Source organism: Phycisphaerae bacterium (assembly GCA_012729815.1).
Taxonomy (GTDB): Bacteria; Planctomycetota; Phycisphaerae; order JAAYCJ01; family JAAYCJ01; genus JAAYCJ01.
Genome location: JAAYCJ010000006.1, coordinates 1 through 15,394 on the forward strand (window position 1 = coordinate 1; position 15,394 = coordinate 15,394).

Below are 15,394 nucleotides of genomic sequence, written 5' to 3' on the forward strand. Positions count from 1 at the left end.
CCCGGTGTTGTTTTGTCTGTTGGCCGCGGGCGCGGCCTCGGCTGAGGCACCGCAGCATTCGTTTCCGGAGAACACGCTGATTTTGGGTCCGGACGCGCCGGAGATGCGTTTTTTTGACAAGGGGGCGATCGGGAAGGCGTGTACGGGGGCGGTGGGGTGGGACCAGAGTCTCCGGTGCATATCGCTTCCGGACGTTGGGGACGCGGTGGAGTTTCATCTGGCGACGATTCGGCGCGGGCGGTACCTGGTGGCGGTTCAGTGCCGGACGGGACATCAGGCGAGCGGGTGGGAGTATTGCACACCGGAGGTGTCGTACGCGGTGTCGGTGGACGGGGAGTCGGTGCCGATGATTCGCGGGCAGGCCAAGCCGCACATGCGGCTCAAGGGGACGGGGTGGTACGACTACAGCGGGTGGATCGTGTCGCGTGATTTTGTGGAGCTTGCGCCTCACGCCCGGCTGAAGGTGGGGTCGGGCGACGCGTATGCGTACGTGCTGCAGGTGGTGTTGCTGACGCCGCAGCAGGCGTTTGGGTGCGATTGGCTGGCGCCGGACGTGATGGGTAAGACGCTGGAGACTCTGGAGGAGGCGCGGGGGCGTCTGGCGGGATTTGGGGAGAAGGTTGGGCGTCTTGGCCTGGCGGCTGAGGGGTATGGGCATGGTTGGGTGATGAGGGATTATCGTCCGGCGTTGTATGACGATTTCGGCGGCGAAGGGCTCGACGAGTCGCGGTGGGTGACGTGGACCGACAGCGCGGGCGAAACGCGGTTCGCGGTCGAAGGCGGAGCGGCCCGGGTCGAGATGACCAGTTCGAGCGAGTACGCCGACGCGCAGATCGTCAGCCGCGAGGCGTGGGACTTTTTCGATCGCCGGACGGAGTTCACGTTCAGCCAGTCGACCAGCCAGGCGTACGCGTACACGCGGAATTACATCACGACGAATGCCGGGCGTCCCGGCTGCGGGTTTGGCATCTGGTACGGGCGGTACGTCGGCGGCGATCCGTGGCGGAGCCGGGTCAAGCTGTACGAGTACGGCGCGGACGGTCAGACGGCGGCTGAGCTGTACGATAGCGGCGAGGTGAGCGGCATGGGCGGCGCGACGTTCAGCCTGGTGCTGGACGGCGACCGTTGGGAGTTTTACTGGGACGGCGGGAGCGACGGCGCGCGGACGCTGCGCGGTTCGGGCGCGCACGGCGTAACGCGGGAGGAGATCGGGGACGGGGTGCATTTGGGGTTTGGGTTGAACTTCGGCGGCAGGTCCGGCGGGCCGTATACGGCGACGATGGATCATGCGGCGGCGGTGCAGGCCGATCCGGCGGCGCGGCTGGCGGTGCCGGATTTTTCGCCGGTGATGGTTGCGTTTGACGAGGAGGTTCAGGGATTCGGCGAGCGGCTGGAGCGGTGGCGAAGCGCTTACGCGGAGGCCCAGAAGAGCGGCGATGAGGCGGCGATCGTGGCGTTGCAGGAGTCATCGGCGGAGTTGCGGGAGCAGGCGGATTCGCCGCTGAGTTTCGTGGCCGAGCCGGCGCGGTCGTGGTGCATGGCGGTGGCGGAGCGTTTTGGTGCGTTGCCGGCGGTTCCGGAGACGGGCGACTATCACAGCCGGTGGGCGAAGGTGCTTGGCGGCTGGATGTCGAGGTACGCGGCGGACCTTTCGGCGACGGCGGAGGGACTTTCGGGCAAGGAGACGGCGCGGCGTCTGGGTCGGGCCGGTCGACTTTTGGACCTGGAGGTTCGGTATCGCCGGGAGGTGGCGGCGGCCAGGCCGGTGGCGACGCCGACGGTCGAGCGGGCCGCAGCGGCGGATTCGGCCGGTGAGCCGGTGAGCGTCTGTTTGAACGGTTTGTGGGAGTTTTCGGCGGGCAACAACCCAGCGGCGCCGCCGTCGGAGTGGGAGACGATCCGGGTGCCGCATGGGCCGTGGCGGATCGCGTACGGGAACTTCTTTAACGCGGGCAAGACGTGGGATCCGGAGAATCACGTCGGATGGTATCGGACGCGGTTTTTCGTCCCGGCGGAGTGGTCGGCTGAGGGGACATCGGTGCGTTTCGAGGCTGTGTTCCACTACGCTGAGGTGTACGTCAACGGCGTGTACTGCGGCGGCCATCTGGGCGGGCTCGACCGGTTTACGGTTGACCTTTCGTCGGCGGTGCAGCCGGGGCAGGTCAACGAGATGGCGGTGATGGTCAAGGACACGTTCGACACCAAGACCGATCCGAGCCGCAACGTTCGCGGCGACTACAGCGCGAACTACGTGGCGGTCAACGATTTGTGGGGGGTGAACTACGGCGGGATCTGGCAGGACGTGTATCTGGACTATCGGCCGAGCCGGATGCGGATCGCGGACGTGGCGATCAGCACGCCGGTACGTGAGGGGGTGCGGCTGAACGCGACGGCCGAGGTGCGGAATACGTCATCGGAACCGCGAAACGCGGTGGTGCGGTTTTCGGTGATCGACGAGGACGGCGAGACGAGCTTTGAGACGCCGGCGCAGCCGGTTGGACCGGGCGCGTCGGCGGAGTTCGCGATATCGCAGGCGATGCCGGAGGCGAAACTCTGGGGGATCGGCGGCGAGTACGGCAAGCCGCACCTGTATCGGCTGAAGACGGAGGTGGTCGAGGGCGGGCAGGTGGCGGACGAGCGGTACGATCCGTTCGGGTTTTCGCAGTTGTGGATCGAGGGTGACCGGTTCGTGCTCAACGGCCGGCCGCTGTTTCTGGCGGGCGGCGGGGTCTGGTATCTTCAGGAGGAGAAGTTCCCGCTTGGCAATCGGTTTTACTATGCCCAGTTGCTGCGTTGGGACCGGCGGTCGAATGTCAATCTTCATCGGATTCACCGCCACGGCGACATGACGCAGCAGTGGTACGCGGAGGCGGCGGAGATGGGGATGCTGATGGAGCAGGAGGTGAACCCGACGGGTTTCGACGCGGCTCCGGAGGACGCGATGGGGGTTGCGGACTTTGGCGATCCGGTGTGGGCGGGGAATGTGCGGGACTACTACCGGCGATGGTCAGCGAAGCACCGGAACTGGCCGTGCATCGGGTTGACCAGCGTGGAGAACGAGACGTTCAGCTATCAGTACAACGAGGAGCTGATGGAACTGGGGTTAGAGATGGCTCGGACGGTTCGCGAGTCGGACCCGCTTCGGATTCCGGACTTTCACGGCAATCACATGATGATGGCGTATCCGGGTCCGGAGTTTGTGAACGCGCACTATGACGGGTCGAGAAACATACCGACGCTTCGGGAGTCGTCGGGCGGGCGGCCGATCGTCAACGGCGAGCACAACATGGGCGGTCACGATCTGGCCAACAACCGGGACCGTGCGGTGGCGGCCCAGGGCGAGCAGTCGCTGGCGGACTTCTGGCGAAGCGAGATTCAGGGGTACCTGGACTACGGGGCGGCGGGCTTGTTCGTGTTTGTGCCCGCGTTCCAGTCATACTGCACTACGAGTGATTGGCGCAAGAGCACGCCGTGGGGAGATTTGTTTCAGGACCTTTCGCCGTACAGCGCGGGGGACGACCGGTGGCCGTGCAATTTCTCAGCCGAGGTGGAAGTACCCTGGCCGAGTCTGTCGGGCCCGGACGCCAAAGCGGAACGGGTCAAGGTCTCGGCCAGCCGGTGCACGCTTAACTGGTTTGACCCGTCGCGGCCGACAGCGGTGACGAACAAGGTGTTTGACGCGTTGCGTGAGACGTTTCCGCCGATGCCGGCGGGCGAGTTGCGGCGGTGTCAGGAGGCGCTAATCGAGGTGGTCCACGACGGTGCGGCGTTGGCGGGAGCGACGGTGATTCTGGAACCGGCGGACGGCCAGCCGGTCAGCGGACTTGGCGCGGCGACCGATCCGAACGGGACGGCGTGGATCGTGCCGCGGTTGCCGGGCGAGTACGCGGTCAGGGCGGTCAGCGGGGCTGGAACGGCGGAGGGAAGGGTTACGCTCGGCCGGTACGTTCCCGATGCGGCTGGGTACGAGCAGGTTCTGGTTCGTCTGCGGCTTGAGATTCGGTAGGCGTTTTTCAGTTTGGCGTCAGGAGCGTTCGGACGACGGCGACGACGGCCTGTGCGGCTGCGCGCTGGCCTTCATCGTTGAGGTGGACTCCGTCGGCGACGATGTAGCGTTGGGGATCGGCGGCGATGACGGCGTGGAGGTCGTTGACGAGGAGTCCGGCCCGCCCCACCGCTTCGCGGGCCGCCTGGTTGTAGGCCTGGACGTCGCGGTTGTAGCGGTCGAACTGCTTTGAGGTGTTGTGTTTGTCTTCGATGACGGGGGTGGTGCTGGCCCAGATCAGGCGCGGGCCGACGAGGTTTTGGAGCTTCTTGGTCAATTCCTCGATGTTGCGGCGGTACTGATCGAGAGGCACGAGGCAGTTGTCGCGGTCGCGCAGGCGTTTGATGTCGTGCAGGCCGTTGTTCCAGTGGATCATCCACGGCTGGTGCGACGCGACGTGTTCGTCGAAGATGCCGAGGGTCGTGGCGGTATCCTCGCAGTTGGCCTGGGGGCCGACCACTTCCAGTTCGCCGTTGAGCATCCGGGTCACGTGCGGCTGATAGGAGAGGCGGATTGAATCGCCGATCAGAAGCAGTTTTCGCGGCATTGGAGGGTCTCCTTCTATTCCTCGACGGCGGGTTGGGCTGGGAAGTACATGGCGTAGAGCGAGGCCTGGTGAAGGTAGAAGCGAATCCGTATGGCCTTGCGGAACAGTTTCCGGCCGACGGCTTGGGAGAGTTTTCGGCCGTTCCATCGGACGACCTGGCGGACCGCGTCGGTGTCGATGAGGTCACAGTCGTCGCGTGAGAAGCCTTCGATCGCATCGCCGTTGAAGTCGCAGAGTTCGACCCGCAGGCGTCCTCGCGCAGCGTCGACGTTGACTTCGAGGTCGCCTTCGGCCAGGTAAAGGGGGACGGTTTCGACGACGCCGTCCTGGTGGAGGCGTCGCGGTCGGAGGGCCTGGAAACGGTCGCAGAGCAGGGTGGCGACGCCGATGGCTCGGCGGACGTCGCCGTTGAGGGTTTCTTCGATGGGATGGCCGTAACCGGCGTAGTAGAAGAGCATCCGGTCGTCGCTGAAGACGATTTCGCTGGCGGTGGTGAGCCATCGGCAGTCCCATTCGCCGGGGGTGCCGAGTCTCAGGAACGGCTGGCATTCGCCGAGTCGCTGCCAGTTCATGCCGTCTCGGCTGAAGGCGAGTTGGGTGTCGCAGGTGCCCTCTTCAAGCAGGATGGCCCCATCGTCGCGGTCTCGGACGCGGCTGTAGTGTTCGATGTGGAAGAGCGAGAGCAGTCCGAGGAAGCAGTTTCCTCGACGGGTGACGCTGAACTGGTGGAACTGGTGGTGCGGGTCGCCGTCGCGTTCGTCGGCCCGGAGCAGTTCGATCGGGTCGGACCATTTGACGAAATCGGGCGAGACGGAGGCTCGGACGTAGCGGACGCGGACGGTTTCGCCGTAGACGCTGTCGAAGGGACGATGCTGGCTGCGCGTGCCGCGCATGTAGGCGATGTAGCGTTTGCGTTTGGCGTCCCAGACGACGCTCTGGCCGGTGTCGCTTTTGCCAGGGACGGCGGGCCGGCCTTCTTTGGGCGACCAGTGGATGCCGTCGGGGCTGGCGGCGGTGAAGCACCATCGGGCGCATTCGGCGAGTTCGGGACGGTTCGGGCGGTACTTGCTGTACGAGTCGTAGAAGACGAGGTACTTCTGGGAAGGATCGTCGTTGTGGCGGTTGCGCAGCACGCAGGGCCCGTGGATGTTGGGTTCGGGACCGAGGACGATGTTGGTTTTGGGGCAGTCGTCGTAAGGGACGACGTCGAGCATGGGCTTTCGCCAGGTGACCCCGTCGTCGCTTTCGGCGTAGCACATCATCTGGTGGGCCCGCATGCCTCCGGCCCCGGCCATGTACCACATGGCATAGCCGCCGCCGTCTTTGGCGAGGACCGAGCCGTAGAGGGTGACGAAGGAGGATTCCCAGGGGTGCTCAGCGTGGAGGACGGGGTTTTTGCCGTGGCGTTGCGGATGGCCCATCCGCCGCTCGATGTTGTACTCCCAACTGATCCGCTGGCGGTCCAGAAACAGTTCGATTTCGGTTGCGCCCATCGTGTTGCTCCCGAATACGTTATTTTTTTGATTGTAGCGTCAATCGGGCGGGGTTGCACTGGAAACCGCAAGTCGATGCGGGCCAATATTCTGCGAGAATTCAGGGACGACGGACGAAAAGCTAACGGGATACTGACTTGACCTGGACGTATTACAAAGTAATAATATGGAAGGGCAACGTGAGACGATGGAGTGACAGGTTCAGTAGCAATGAAGAAAACCAAACAGGAAGTCATCACGTTCAAGGCGGATGAGTCGCTGTTGGAGGCGTTGAAGGGGATACCCAACCGTTCGGAGTTCATTCGTTCGGCGATTCTGACGGCGTTGGACAGCGTGTGCCCGCTGTGCAACGGGACGGGGATTTTGAGTCCGAACCAGAAGCAGCATTGGGAGGCGTTCGCGAGGAATCACGAGTTGCGGGAGTGCGGCAAATGCCACGAGCTGCATCTGGTTTGCGGCGGCAGGCCGGCCAAGGGGGCGCATCAGAAGGTATCGGCCAGGGCGGCTGGGAAGTGACGGATGGCGACGGGAGGCCTGCAATGAGAACAACGACACTGGCAAGTCTGACGGCATGGCTTGTGGCGGCTGCGATGGGCGGGATGGTTCGAGCCGAGCCGGTCGAGGTGGCGGTGACGATTCTTCCGGAGGCTTTTGTCGTCGATCGGATCGGCGGGTCGCACGTGCGGACGGCGACGCTGGTGGCGGCGGGCCAGTCGCCGCACACGTTCGAGCCGACGATCCGTCAGATCACGCGGATCGCTGAGGCGGACGTGTATTTCAGTATCGGCTTGCCGTTCGAGGATTCGCTGCTGGCCAAGATCCGGCGGATGAACCCGGCGATCATGGTGGTGGAGCTGAGCGAAGGGATTCGTCCGGCGCCGACCACGCAGAAAGCTGACGATCACGACGAGGCGGACCATCATGAGGAGCACGACGAGGGCCATCACGAGCATGAAGAGGAGGGCGAGGAGGATCACCACGATCACGGGTCGATCGATCCGCACATCTGGATGAATCCGCGGTATATGGAGCGGATGGCGGCGAAGGTGGAGGCGACGTTGAGCGGGATCGATCCGTCGCATCGCGAGGAGTACAGGAAGAACCATCAGACCCTCAAGGTCGAACTGGAGACGCTGGACCGGAAGATCGCCAAGGCGCTCAAGCCGTTTGCGGGCGGGAAGATGTTCGTCTTTCATGCGGCGTTCGGGCATTTCGCGGAGGCGTACGGCTTGGAGCAGGTGACGGTCGAAGTCGGCGGCAAGGAGCCGACGGCCAAGCAGCTTACCGGGCTGATCGACCTGGCGGGGCGCGAGAACATCCGGACGATTTTCGTTCAGCCGCAATTTTCGCGCAAGAGCGCCGAGGCGGTGGCGCGGGCGATCGGGGCTGAGCTGGTGGTGCTCGATCCGCTGGCGTACGAGTACGTGAAGAATTTGGACCAGACCGCCAAAGAGGTCCGGCGGGCGATGCAGCGGCAGGCTGGGAAGGAAACGGAGGGCCAATGAGCCAGGAGAGCATCTGGCCGGTGACGCTGGAGAACGTCTGGTTCTCGTACGACGGGACGCCCGTGCTGGAGGATGTGAACCTGTCGATCGGGCGGTGCGAGTACGTGAGCATGGTCGGGCCGAACGGCGGGGGCAAGACGACGCTGCTGAAGATCATCGCGGGGCTGTTGAGGCCGGATCGCGGGCGCGTGCGGGTGTACGGCGAGCCGCCGCAGCACGTGCAGTGGAAGATCGGGTACGTGCCGCAGCACCAGCACTACGACGTGCACTTTCCGGTGCGGGTGCTGGAGGTGGTGCTGATGGGGCGGCTGCGGCGGTCGACGTGGATCGGCCGGTACAGCCGTGCGGACCGGGAGTCGGCGCTTCGGGCGTTGGAGGAGGTGGAGCTGGCGGATTTGCGGAGTCGCCCGTTTTCGGCCCTCTCGGGCGGGCAGCGTCAGCGGGTGTTGATCGCGCGGGCGTTGGCGGCCGATCCGCAGATTCTGCTGCTGGATGAGCCGATGGCCAACGTGGACGTCGTCGTCGAGCGGGAGCTCAACGAGCTGCTGCAGGATCTGAGCGGCCACATGACGGTGGTGCTGGTGACGCACGATCTGGGGTTCGTGTCGCACTACGTCAAGAACGTTATCTGCGTGAACCGCCGCGTATCCGTGCATCCGACGAGTGATTTCACGGGCGAGTTGGTGGACCGGGTGTATGGCGGGCACTACCACGCGGTCCGCCACGACCACGTCGACGAGGAGCCGCAGCCATGATGGAGTTTTTTTCCGCCGCCGCCCAATACAGCATCCTTCAGTACGCCCTGCTGACCGCGGTGCTGGCGAGCATCGCAGCCGGGGTGGTTGGCACGTACGTGGTGGTGCGTCGGATTTCGTACATCGCGGGCGGGATCGCCCACTGCGTGCTGGGAGGGATGGGGGCGGCGTTGTACCTTCAGCGGGTGCACGACCTGGCGTGGCTTCAGCCGCTTCACGGGGCATTGGCGGCGGCGGTGCTGGCGGCGTTGGTGATCGGGCTGGTGAGTCTGAAGGCCAAGGAGCGCGAGGACACGGTGATCGGGGCGGTGTGGGCGATCGGCATGGCGGCGGGCGTGCTGTTCATGGCCAAGACGCCGGGCTACGTCGAGGACCTGATGAGCTATCTGTTCGGCAACATCCTGATGGTCTCGAAGCGCGATCTGTACCTGATCGCGGGCCTCGACGCGGTGGTGGTGCTGTCGGGATTGCTGTTCTACAACCAGCTTCAGGCGGTGTGTTTCGACGAGGAGTTCGCCCGGGTGCGCGGGGTGAATGTGGAGTTTTTCTATTTGTTTCTGCTGGTGCTGACGGCATTGACGGTGGTGCTGCTGGTGACGGTGGTCGGGGTGATTCTGGTGATCGCCTTGCTGACGCTTCCGGTGGCGGTGGCGGGTCAGTTTTCGCGGACGCTGTGGCACATGATGGCGCTGGCGACGCTGTTCAGCATTGTTTTTACGGTGGGCGGGTTGGCGCTGAGCTACACGCCGAATCTGCCGGCTGGGGCGACGATCATCGTGGTGGCTGGAGCGGCGTATCTGCTGGTGATGCCGGCCGCAGCGCTGTACCGGCGGAATCGTCGCGGGCGGATCGCGTCGGCGAGGCGATAGGCTGGATCATCGTCGGCGGATCGGCGAGCGCAGCGGACGACCGCAAGAAAGTTCCCTTCTTGGCAACATGTTCGTCTTTTCTCCGGTTCCGGATCGGCATAGATTAGCATAGGTGGTTATGCGCGACGAGTTTCGTGCGCGTGCGGACGAAACGGAAAGGAGTAGAGGCCCATGAACGAAGTGCAGAACGCCTCACTACGAATCGGCTGGGCGACCCGGAATGTCACGCCGGACCGTCCGGTCGTCCTCGGGGCGCAGCACAGGATGCGGGTTTCGGAGGGCGTGGACGGGCCGGTGACGGTTACGGCCCTGGCGATGTCGGCTGGGGAACCGGCGGGCGACTCGATCATCTTCGTCTCGTGCGATACCGGCGGGTTCCGACATCGGTGGTATGATGAGAATGACTATCTGCCCCTGTGCCGCGCGGCGGTACGCGCTCGGACGTCGGAGATCGACGTCGACAGGATTGTTTTGCACGCGACGCACTCGCACACGGCTCCGAACACGCTGATCGGCCGGTTCGGCGACGCGGCGCCCGAGGGGGTGATGACGGCGGAGGAGTGCATGGACGTGTTTGTAAACGGCATCGCGGAGGCTGCGGTCGAGGCGTGGAGCAACCGGCAGCCGGCGGGCGTGAGTTGGGGATTGGGGACGGCGGTGGTGGGCCACAATCGGCGGGCGACGTACTTCGATGAGGCCTCGGATCGGCGGGGCGGCGCGGTGGTCAACGGTTTTACCCGGATGTACGGCGAGACCAACGACCCAGAATTCAGCCACATCGAGGGCTACGAGGATCATTACGTGGACCTGTTCTACACGTGGGACGGCGGGAGGAACCTGACGGGCGTGGTGGTGAATCTGGCCTGTCCCGCCCAGGAGACGGAAATGGGCATGCGCATCTCGGCTGATTTCTGGCATGAGATACGCGAGGAGATTCGCCGGCGTCATGGGAAGCACGTACAGATTCTCGCGCAGTGTTCATCGGCTGGCGATCAGTCGCCGCACCGGTTGTGGTACAAGCAGGCTGAGGAGCGGATGCTGAAGCTGCGCGGCCTGACGATGCGGCAGGAGATCGGGCGGCGGGTGGCGGATGCGGTGGACGACGTTCTGCCGGCGGCGAGGGCGTCGATCGAGACGAGTGTGCCGTTCAGACACGCGATCAAGGATATCCGGCTTCCGCGGCGCATGGTCAGCGACGAGGAGGCGGCCACGGTGCGGTCGGACCTGGCCAAGCTGGAGGCTGAGGCCCAGGCGGGAGCGAACAACTACCGGCTGATGCGGCCGTGCCGGCGGGTGCTTGAGCGGTATGAGAGTCAGAAGGAATCGCCGGAGATTGTGATGGAGCTGCACGTGGTTCGCGTCGGTGACATGGCGTTCGCGACGAACCGGTTTGAGCTGTTTCTGGATTTCGGCATCCGGATCAAGGCCCGCAGTCCGGCGGTACAGACGTTTGTCGTTCAACTGGCGGCCAACGACGGGTGGACGGGGAGTTATCTGCCGTCGGAGCGGGCGGTGGCCAATAAAGGGTACGGCGGCAGCGTGTACAACAACGAGATCGGGCCGGAGGGCGGCCGGGTGATCGTGGAAGAAACGGTCAAGGTGCTGAATGAACTGTGGGAGAGGTGAGTCTCGCGGCGAATTCGTGAGCGGTTCGGATACGGTTGGATTTGCAGTAACAGAAGGACTGAAAGCGATGGGTATCAAGGCCGGTGGAGGTTTGTTCCGGATCGGTTGGGCTTCGGTGGACGTGACGCCGACGGAGCCGGTGTGCCTTTGGGGGCAGTTGTACGCCCGGGTTTCGGAGGGGGTGATCAGTCCCATCACGGCCACCGCGTTGGCGATGGAGTCGGAGGATGGCCAGTCGTCGGTTTTGATCAGCTGCGACTTTGTCAGCGTGCCGGAGGTGATCCAGAAGGCGGTTCGGGAGGAACTGGCGAGGACCGCGCCGGGTTTGGACGCCGAAGGCGTGGTGCTCAGCGCCACGCATACCCACACCTCGGTGGCCCGAACGGGTTTTGGCGGGCCCGGATCGGCCCTCCGAGGCGAGACGGAGACGCGGGACCTGGCTGAGTATTACGGCGTGGATCTCGATGCGATGGACCCCGCCGGGTACAATCGTTGGGCGGCTGGGCGGATCGCGGAGGCGGCGAGGCGGGCCTGGGAGTCGCGGGCGCCGGGCGGGATCGGGTTCGGCTTGGGATATGCGACGATCGGGCACAATCGGAGAGTCTCGTTTTACAGCGGAACGACGCGGATGTACGGCGGCGTGAACGATCCGGATTTCAGCCATCCCGAGGGCGGGACGTATACCGGCGTCGGCGCGCTATTCACCTGGGACGCTGGGCGGAAGCTGACCGGTGTGGTGGTGAACGTGGCGTGTCCGTCGCAGATTCTGGAGCACGAATTCAAGATCGCCGCCGATTTCTGGCACGATGCGCGGGAGGAGCTTCGCGACCGGCTGGGCGAGGACGTGCACGTGCTGGCGCAGTGCGGTCCGGCGGGCGATCAGTCGCCCGGACGGGAGAGCATCCAGGCCGACTGGAAGGCCCACGAGCGCATGGTGCGGTTGAGCGGGCGCACGGCGTGCCGGGAGACGGGCGTGCGGATCGCCGAGGCGGTCAGCGCGGTTCTTCCACTGGCGGAAAAGGAGATCGACTGGACTCCGCGGTTCCGGCGGAGCTGCGAGACCGTGAACCTTTCGCGACGGAATATCACCGCGCCCGACCTGGCCGAGGCCGCCGCCCAGGCAGAGCAGCATCGGGCGGAGTACGAACATCTTCGCGACGAGTTGGCGGCGAATCCCCGGCTGCGCGAGGATCCGCGATGGTACGTGCCGATCACGCGGGCCTACTGCCGGTGGCGATGGCAGTCCTCGGTTCAGAAGCGGTTCGAGGCCCAGCAGGCCTCGGTTACGGTTCCCGCTGAGATTCACGTCATCCGCATTGGCGAGGCGGCGATCGCGACGAATCCGTTCGAGTTTTACCTGGACTTCGGGCTTCAGATCATGGCCCGCAGCAAGGCGGCGCAGACGTTCGTGGTGCAACTGGCTGGGGAAGGGACGTATCTTCCCTCGGCGCGGGCGGTGGCGGGCGGCAGCTACGGCGCGACTCCCGCCAGCACTCCGGTCGGGCCGGAAGGCGGCCGGGAACTGGTGAATTACACCGTCGAGAAGATCAACAGCTTCTGGGATGATCCGGCAGGCGGGGCATGACGAGTTGGAAGAAGAACCTGCTGATCGTCTGGCTGTCCCAGTTCCTGGGGCTCAGCGGCTTCTACTTCACCATGCCGTTCATCCCGTACTACATGCAGCATCTGGGCGTGACGGACACGTCGCAGGTGGCGTTGTGGGTGGCGGTCTACACCATCGCCGGGTATGTCAGTCTCGCGGTCGTCTCACCGGTCTGGGGCCTGGTGGCGGACCGGTACGGCCGCAAGGCGATGCTGTTGCGGGCCCACTTCTGCAATGCCGTGATCATCTCGCTCATGAGCGTCGCGCCGAGCGTATCGGTGCTGGTTCTCTTGCGGTGTCTGATGGGGGTATTCTCGGGCACCAGCAGCGCCTCGCAGACCCTGGTGGCCAGCCTGACGCCGAAAGACAACCGCGGTCTGGCCCTCGGCCTGCTGAGCGCCTCGATCTTCGGCGGCACGCTGTTCGGGAGTTTCGTGGGCGGCATTATCGTCGACGCCTTCGGGTTTCCCGCAGCGTTCCTTTCATGCGGCGTGATCTTTGTCATCTCAGGCATGCTGGTACTGGTAGGCGTCAAGGAGGACTTCCGCCGACCCCAGCCCGTGCCGCGGGACAAACCGCGTTCCCGGCGCGGCCGGTTTCTGGGCATCGACCTTCGGCCGGTCCGGCTGGCGTGGCTGCTGCTGATCCTGTCGCTGGTCATGGCGATGGCCCGGCGGTTCGACATGCCGTTTCTGCCCCTGCTGGTCCAGGACATCCTTGGGACCACGGATAAGGCGGCGACGTGGACGGGGACGCTGTCGGGGTTCACCGCGATCGCGGGCGTTCTGGCCGGTCCGATCCTCGGCTGGCTGGCGGACAAGTTCTCCGCCCCGCGGGTGGCTGTGCTGTCCGCCCTGCTGGCGGCTTTGTGCATGATTCCTCACGGGCTGGCCACGGCATTGCCGACGCTGTTCGCGGCGCGGTTTATGATGATCTTCTTCGCCGGCGGTCTGGATCCGGTGTTTCAAATCTGGATTGCCAAGTCCACTCCGGATCGGGTCCGCGGGGTGATCTTCGGCTGGGCGCTGACCGCCCGCAGCATCGGCTACATCGTGGCGGCGGCCCTGGGCGGCGCGTTGGCCGGTTTTGTGGGATTGCGATGGGTCTACGTGGGCAGTTGCCTGCTGTTCCTGTCTCTGATCCCGATCATCCGCTTCGCGGCGTCGCGTCAGAGGCGGGATCGGAGTTCAGAGCGGTCCGCAGCGGTCCGAGGGGCCGTACCGGTTTCGTAGGGCGGATGCACGGTTGGGTTTCGCTTCAGGCGGATGGGCCTGATAAAAGGAATGCTACTCAGTTCTGGGCTGGACAGCTTATCAGGCTTTCTGCCCCATGTGCTTTTCGAGCCAGTTTCGCTCGCAGGCGGTGTCGGGTTGGTCGGCGCGGTGGATTTGGAGGTGGTTGGCGGCGGCGGTCGGGCCGAGGATGGCGGCGAGGGCTTGGGAGGTCAGGGCGCAGCGGCGGTGGTCGAGGGGGTTGACGAGGGCGGCTGGTCTGGGGGCCAGGGCGGCGAGGAGGTCCGGCAGGTCGTAGTGGCGCAGGGCACAGGGGACGTATGCCTCGGGCGGCCAGTCGTGCGGCGGATCGTTTTCGGCCAGCAGCGCGAGCGAGGCGAGCATGTTCGTGCCGAGGAATCCGACGATCCGGTCGTCGAGGACGGCGGCATGCAGGGCGACGACGGCGCCGAGACCCCATCCGCCCAGGACGATTCGGTCGGCGTCGACGTCCGGCCGGGCGCGGAGGTAGGCGACCGCGGCCAGGACGTCGCGCACCCGCATGCCCAGGACCGGCTGAAGCAGCGACGAAGTCAGGTAGGCGTGCAGGCGTCCGATGGAGCACCAGCCGGCCAGATCGTAGACCGGCCGTTCCGGCTGAGTCTCGCCCCATCCGATCGCGTCGATCGAGGCGACCAGGACGCCGCGGCGGTCGCTCTCGTCGAAGATCTGCCCGACCTGGCCAAGCAGGCCGTTATGCTGGAACCGCTCGAACTTGCCCCGCTCATCGAGGTAGAGCAGAGCCGGGCGGCGGCCCTCGCCGCCGAGCACCCGCCGCAGGCACAGCATAGGCGCAGCCAGATCGGCATCGGATTCGATGATGACTCGCTCCATGCGGGCGGACCAGACGGGTTCGGACCCGAGTTCCGTCGCCTTGCTTTGAGGCAGGTCGTCGAGGCCGAGGACGTGGCGCACCTGCTCCTGGAGTTCGGCCTTGGCTGGTTGGCGTTCGCGGCGTTCCTTCGCCAGTTGTTTCGACAGCGCGCGGTTGATGGTGAACATGTTTTCCTCGGGCGACGGATGGCAGGCAAGCGTCGCCTCGTCCTCGAGGCGCAGCGTCTCTTTCGGCGTCGGTGCGATCGGCCGATCCGGCTCGTCGCGCAGCCAGCGGTTCATCCATGCCACGAAGCGCTCGGCCATCGCGACGGAATAGGTGTGGCCGGTTTGGTCGATGAAGCAGGCGACCTTGTCCGCGTCGCCCAGCCGGCTGTAGAATCGCCAGACCGTTTGGTGCGACTCCTCGAACCACGCCTTGAGGAACACTTCGTCTTTTTCCCCAGCCACCATCATCACCGGCCTTGGCCAGGCCGCTGAGATCAGGTCGTCGACGTCGATGCCGGCGGCGAGTTTGCCCGGCGCCATGTCTTCCGGGCAGGCGGTGTAGAGGTCGCCGGCTGGGTGTTCGACGAACGGGGCGATGCAGCAGACGGGAGCGGCGCAAGCGATCCGCTGGTCGAGGACGGTGCAGAGCATCGTGGTCACGCCGCCGCCGGAGACGCCGGTCATCGCGACGCCGCGCGAGCCGTCGACGTCGTTTCGCGTGAGCAGGTAGTCGATGACCCGCAGGCCGTCCATGAGGAAGTAGCGGCTCGATCCGGCCCCGGTCAGGTAACACTGGACGCCGTTGGTGAAGTGGTCGTTGCCGGGAGTTTTTTCGCCGCAGCCGGTCGCGTCGAAGGC

General features: G+C 65.2%; 11 protein-coding genes. 8 read left to right on the forward strand and 3 right to left on the reverse strand.

All coding sequences use genetic code 11. The features are described from left to right. Positions 1-4,006, forward strand: a 4,006-nt coding sequence (locus tag GXY33_00350) for a hypothetical protein (GenBank protein ID NLX03571.1), incomplete at its 5' end; no start/stop codon positions are given. 7 nt (positions 4,007-4,013) lie between these two features. Here GXY33_00350 and GXY33_00355 read toward each other — a convergent pair. After that, on the reverse strand, positions 4,014-4,592 hold the full coding sequence (locus GXY33_00355; GenBank protein ID NLX03572.1) for a hypothetical protein: 579 nt from the start codon (positions 4,590-4,592) through the stop codon (positions 4,014-4,016). A gap of 14 nt (positions 4,593-4,606) precedes the next feature. Further along, on the reverse strand, positions 4,607-6,085 hold the full coding sequence (locus GXY33_00360; GenBank protein ID NLX03573.1) for a hypothetical protein: 1,479 nt from the start codon (positions 6,083-6,085) through the stop codon (positions 4,607-4,609). Between the two features lie 210 nt (positions 6,086-6,295). On the opposite strand from GXY33_00360, the gene GXY33_00365 reads away from it, so the two are divergent. The 7 genes from GXY33_00365 to GXY33_00395 all read left to right on the forward strand — a co-directional run bounded on the left by GXY33_00365 (position 6,296) and on the right by GXY33_00395 (position 13,675). Beyond that, positions 6,296-6,601: a CopG family transcriptional regulator gene (locus GXY33_00365; GenBank protein ID NLX03574.1), complete on the forward strand. Its 306-nt coding sequence runs from the start codon at positions 6,296-6,298 to the stop codon at positions 6,599-6,601. Positions 6,602-6,624: 23 nt separating this feature from the next. Next, on the forward strand, positions 6,625-7,590 hold the full coding sequence (locus GXY33_00370; GenBank protein NLX03575.1) for a zinc ABC transporter solute-binding protein: 966 nt from the start codon (positions 6,625-6,627) through the stop codon (positions 7,588-7,590). Next, positions 7,587-8,345 carry a metal ABC transporter ATP-binding protein gene (locus GXY33_00375; GenBank protein ID NLX03576.1) on the forward strand — a complete coding sequence of 253 codons (759 nt, stop codon included), beginning with the start codon at positions 7,587-7,589 and terminating at the stop codon, positions 8,343-8,345. Before GXY33_00370 ends, GXY33_00375 begins: the two co-directional genes overlap by 4 nt. Next, on the forward strand, positions 8,345-9,214 hold the full coding sequence (locus GXY33_00380) for a metal ABC transporter permease (GenBank protein NLX03577.1): 870 nt from the start codon (positions 8,345-8,347) through the stop codon (positions 9,212-9,214). The genes GXY33_00375 and GXY33_00380 overlap by 1 nt, the downstream gene beginning before the upstream one ends. Before the next feature lie 171 nt (positions 9,215-9,385). Further along, positions 9,386-10,840, forward strand: a complete 1,455-nt coding sequence (locus GXY33_00385; protein ID NLX03578.1) for a hypothetical protein — start codon at positions 9,386-9,388, stop codon at positions 10,838-10,840. A 67-nt stretch (positions 10,841-10,907) separates the two neighbouring features. Next, on the forward strand, positions 10,908-12,425 hold the full coding sequence (locus GXY33_00390; protein ID NLX03579.1) for a hypothetical protein: 1,518 nt from the start codon (positions 10,908-10,910) through the stop codon (positions 12,423-12,425). Beyond that, positions 12,422-13,675: a multidrug efflux MFS transporter gene (locus GXY33_00395; GenBank protein ID NLX03580.1), complete on the forward strand. Its 1,254-nt coding sequence runs from the start codon at positions 12,422-12,424 to the stop codon at positions 13,673-13,675. Before GXY33_00390 ends, GXY33_00395 begins: the two co-directional genes overlap by 4 nt. A gap of 81 nt (positions 13,676-13,756) precedes the next feature. Here the strand turns inward: GXY33_00395 and GXY33_00400 are convergent. After that, positions 13,757-15,394 (reverse strand): alpha/beta hydrolase (locus GXY33_00400; protein NLX03581.1); only part of this gene is annotated, 1,638 nt, incomplete at its 5' end.

What these genes read in the sequence shown, in the direction of transcription:
- GXY33_00380 (NLX03577.1), top strand. Translation starts at nt 8,345, where the DNA reads ATGGAGTTTTTTTCCGCCGCCGCCCAATACAGCATCCTTCAGTACGCC.
- GXY33_00360 (NLX03573.1), bottom strand. Translation starts at nt 6,085, where the DNA reads ATGGGCGCAACCGAAATCGAACTGTTTCTGGACCGCCAGCGGATCAGT.
- GXY33_00375 (NLX03576.1), top strand. Translation starts at nt 7,587, where the DNA reads ATGAGCCAGGAGAGCATCTGGCCGGTGACGCTGGAGAACGTCTGGTTC.
- GXY33_00385 (NLX03578.1), top strand. Translation starts at nt 9,386, where the DNA reads ATGAACGAAGTGCAGAACGCCTCACTACGAATCGGCTGGGCGACCCGG.
- GXY33_00365 (NLX03574.1), top strand. Translation starts at nt 6,296, where the DNA reads ATGAAGAAAACCAAACAGGAAGTCATCACGTTCAAGGCGGATGAGTCG.
- GXY33_00395 (NLX03580.1), top strand. Translation starts at nt 12,422, where the DNA reads ATGACGAGTTGGAAGAAGAACCTGCTGATCGTCTGGCTGTCCCAGTTC.
- GXY33_00355 (NLX03572.1), bottom strand. Translation starts at nt 4,592, where the DNA reads ATGCCGCGAAAACTGCTTCTGATCGGCGATTCAATCCGCCTCTCCTAT.
- GXY33_00390 (NLX03579.1), top strand. Translation starts at nt 10,908, where the DNA reads ATGGGTATCAAGGCCGGTGGAGGTTTGTTCCGGATCGGTTGGGCTTCG.
- GXY33_00370 (NLX03575.1), top strand. Translation starts at nt 6,625, where the DNA reads ATGAGAACAACGACACTGGCAAGTCTGACGGCATGGCTTGTGGCGGCT.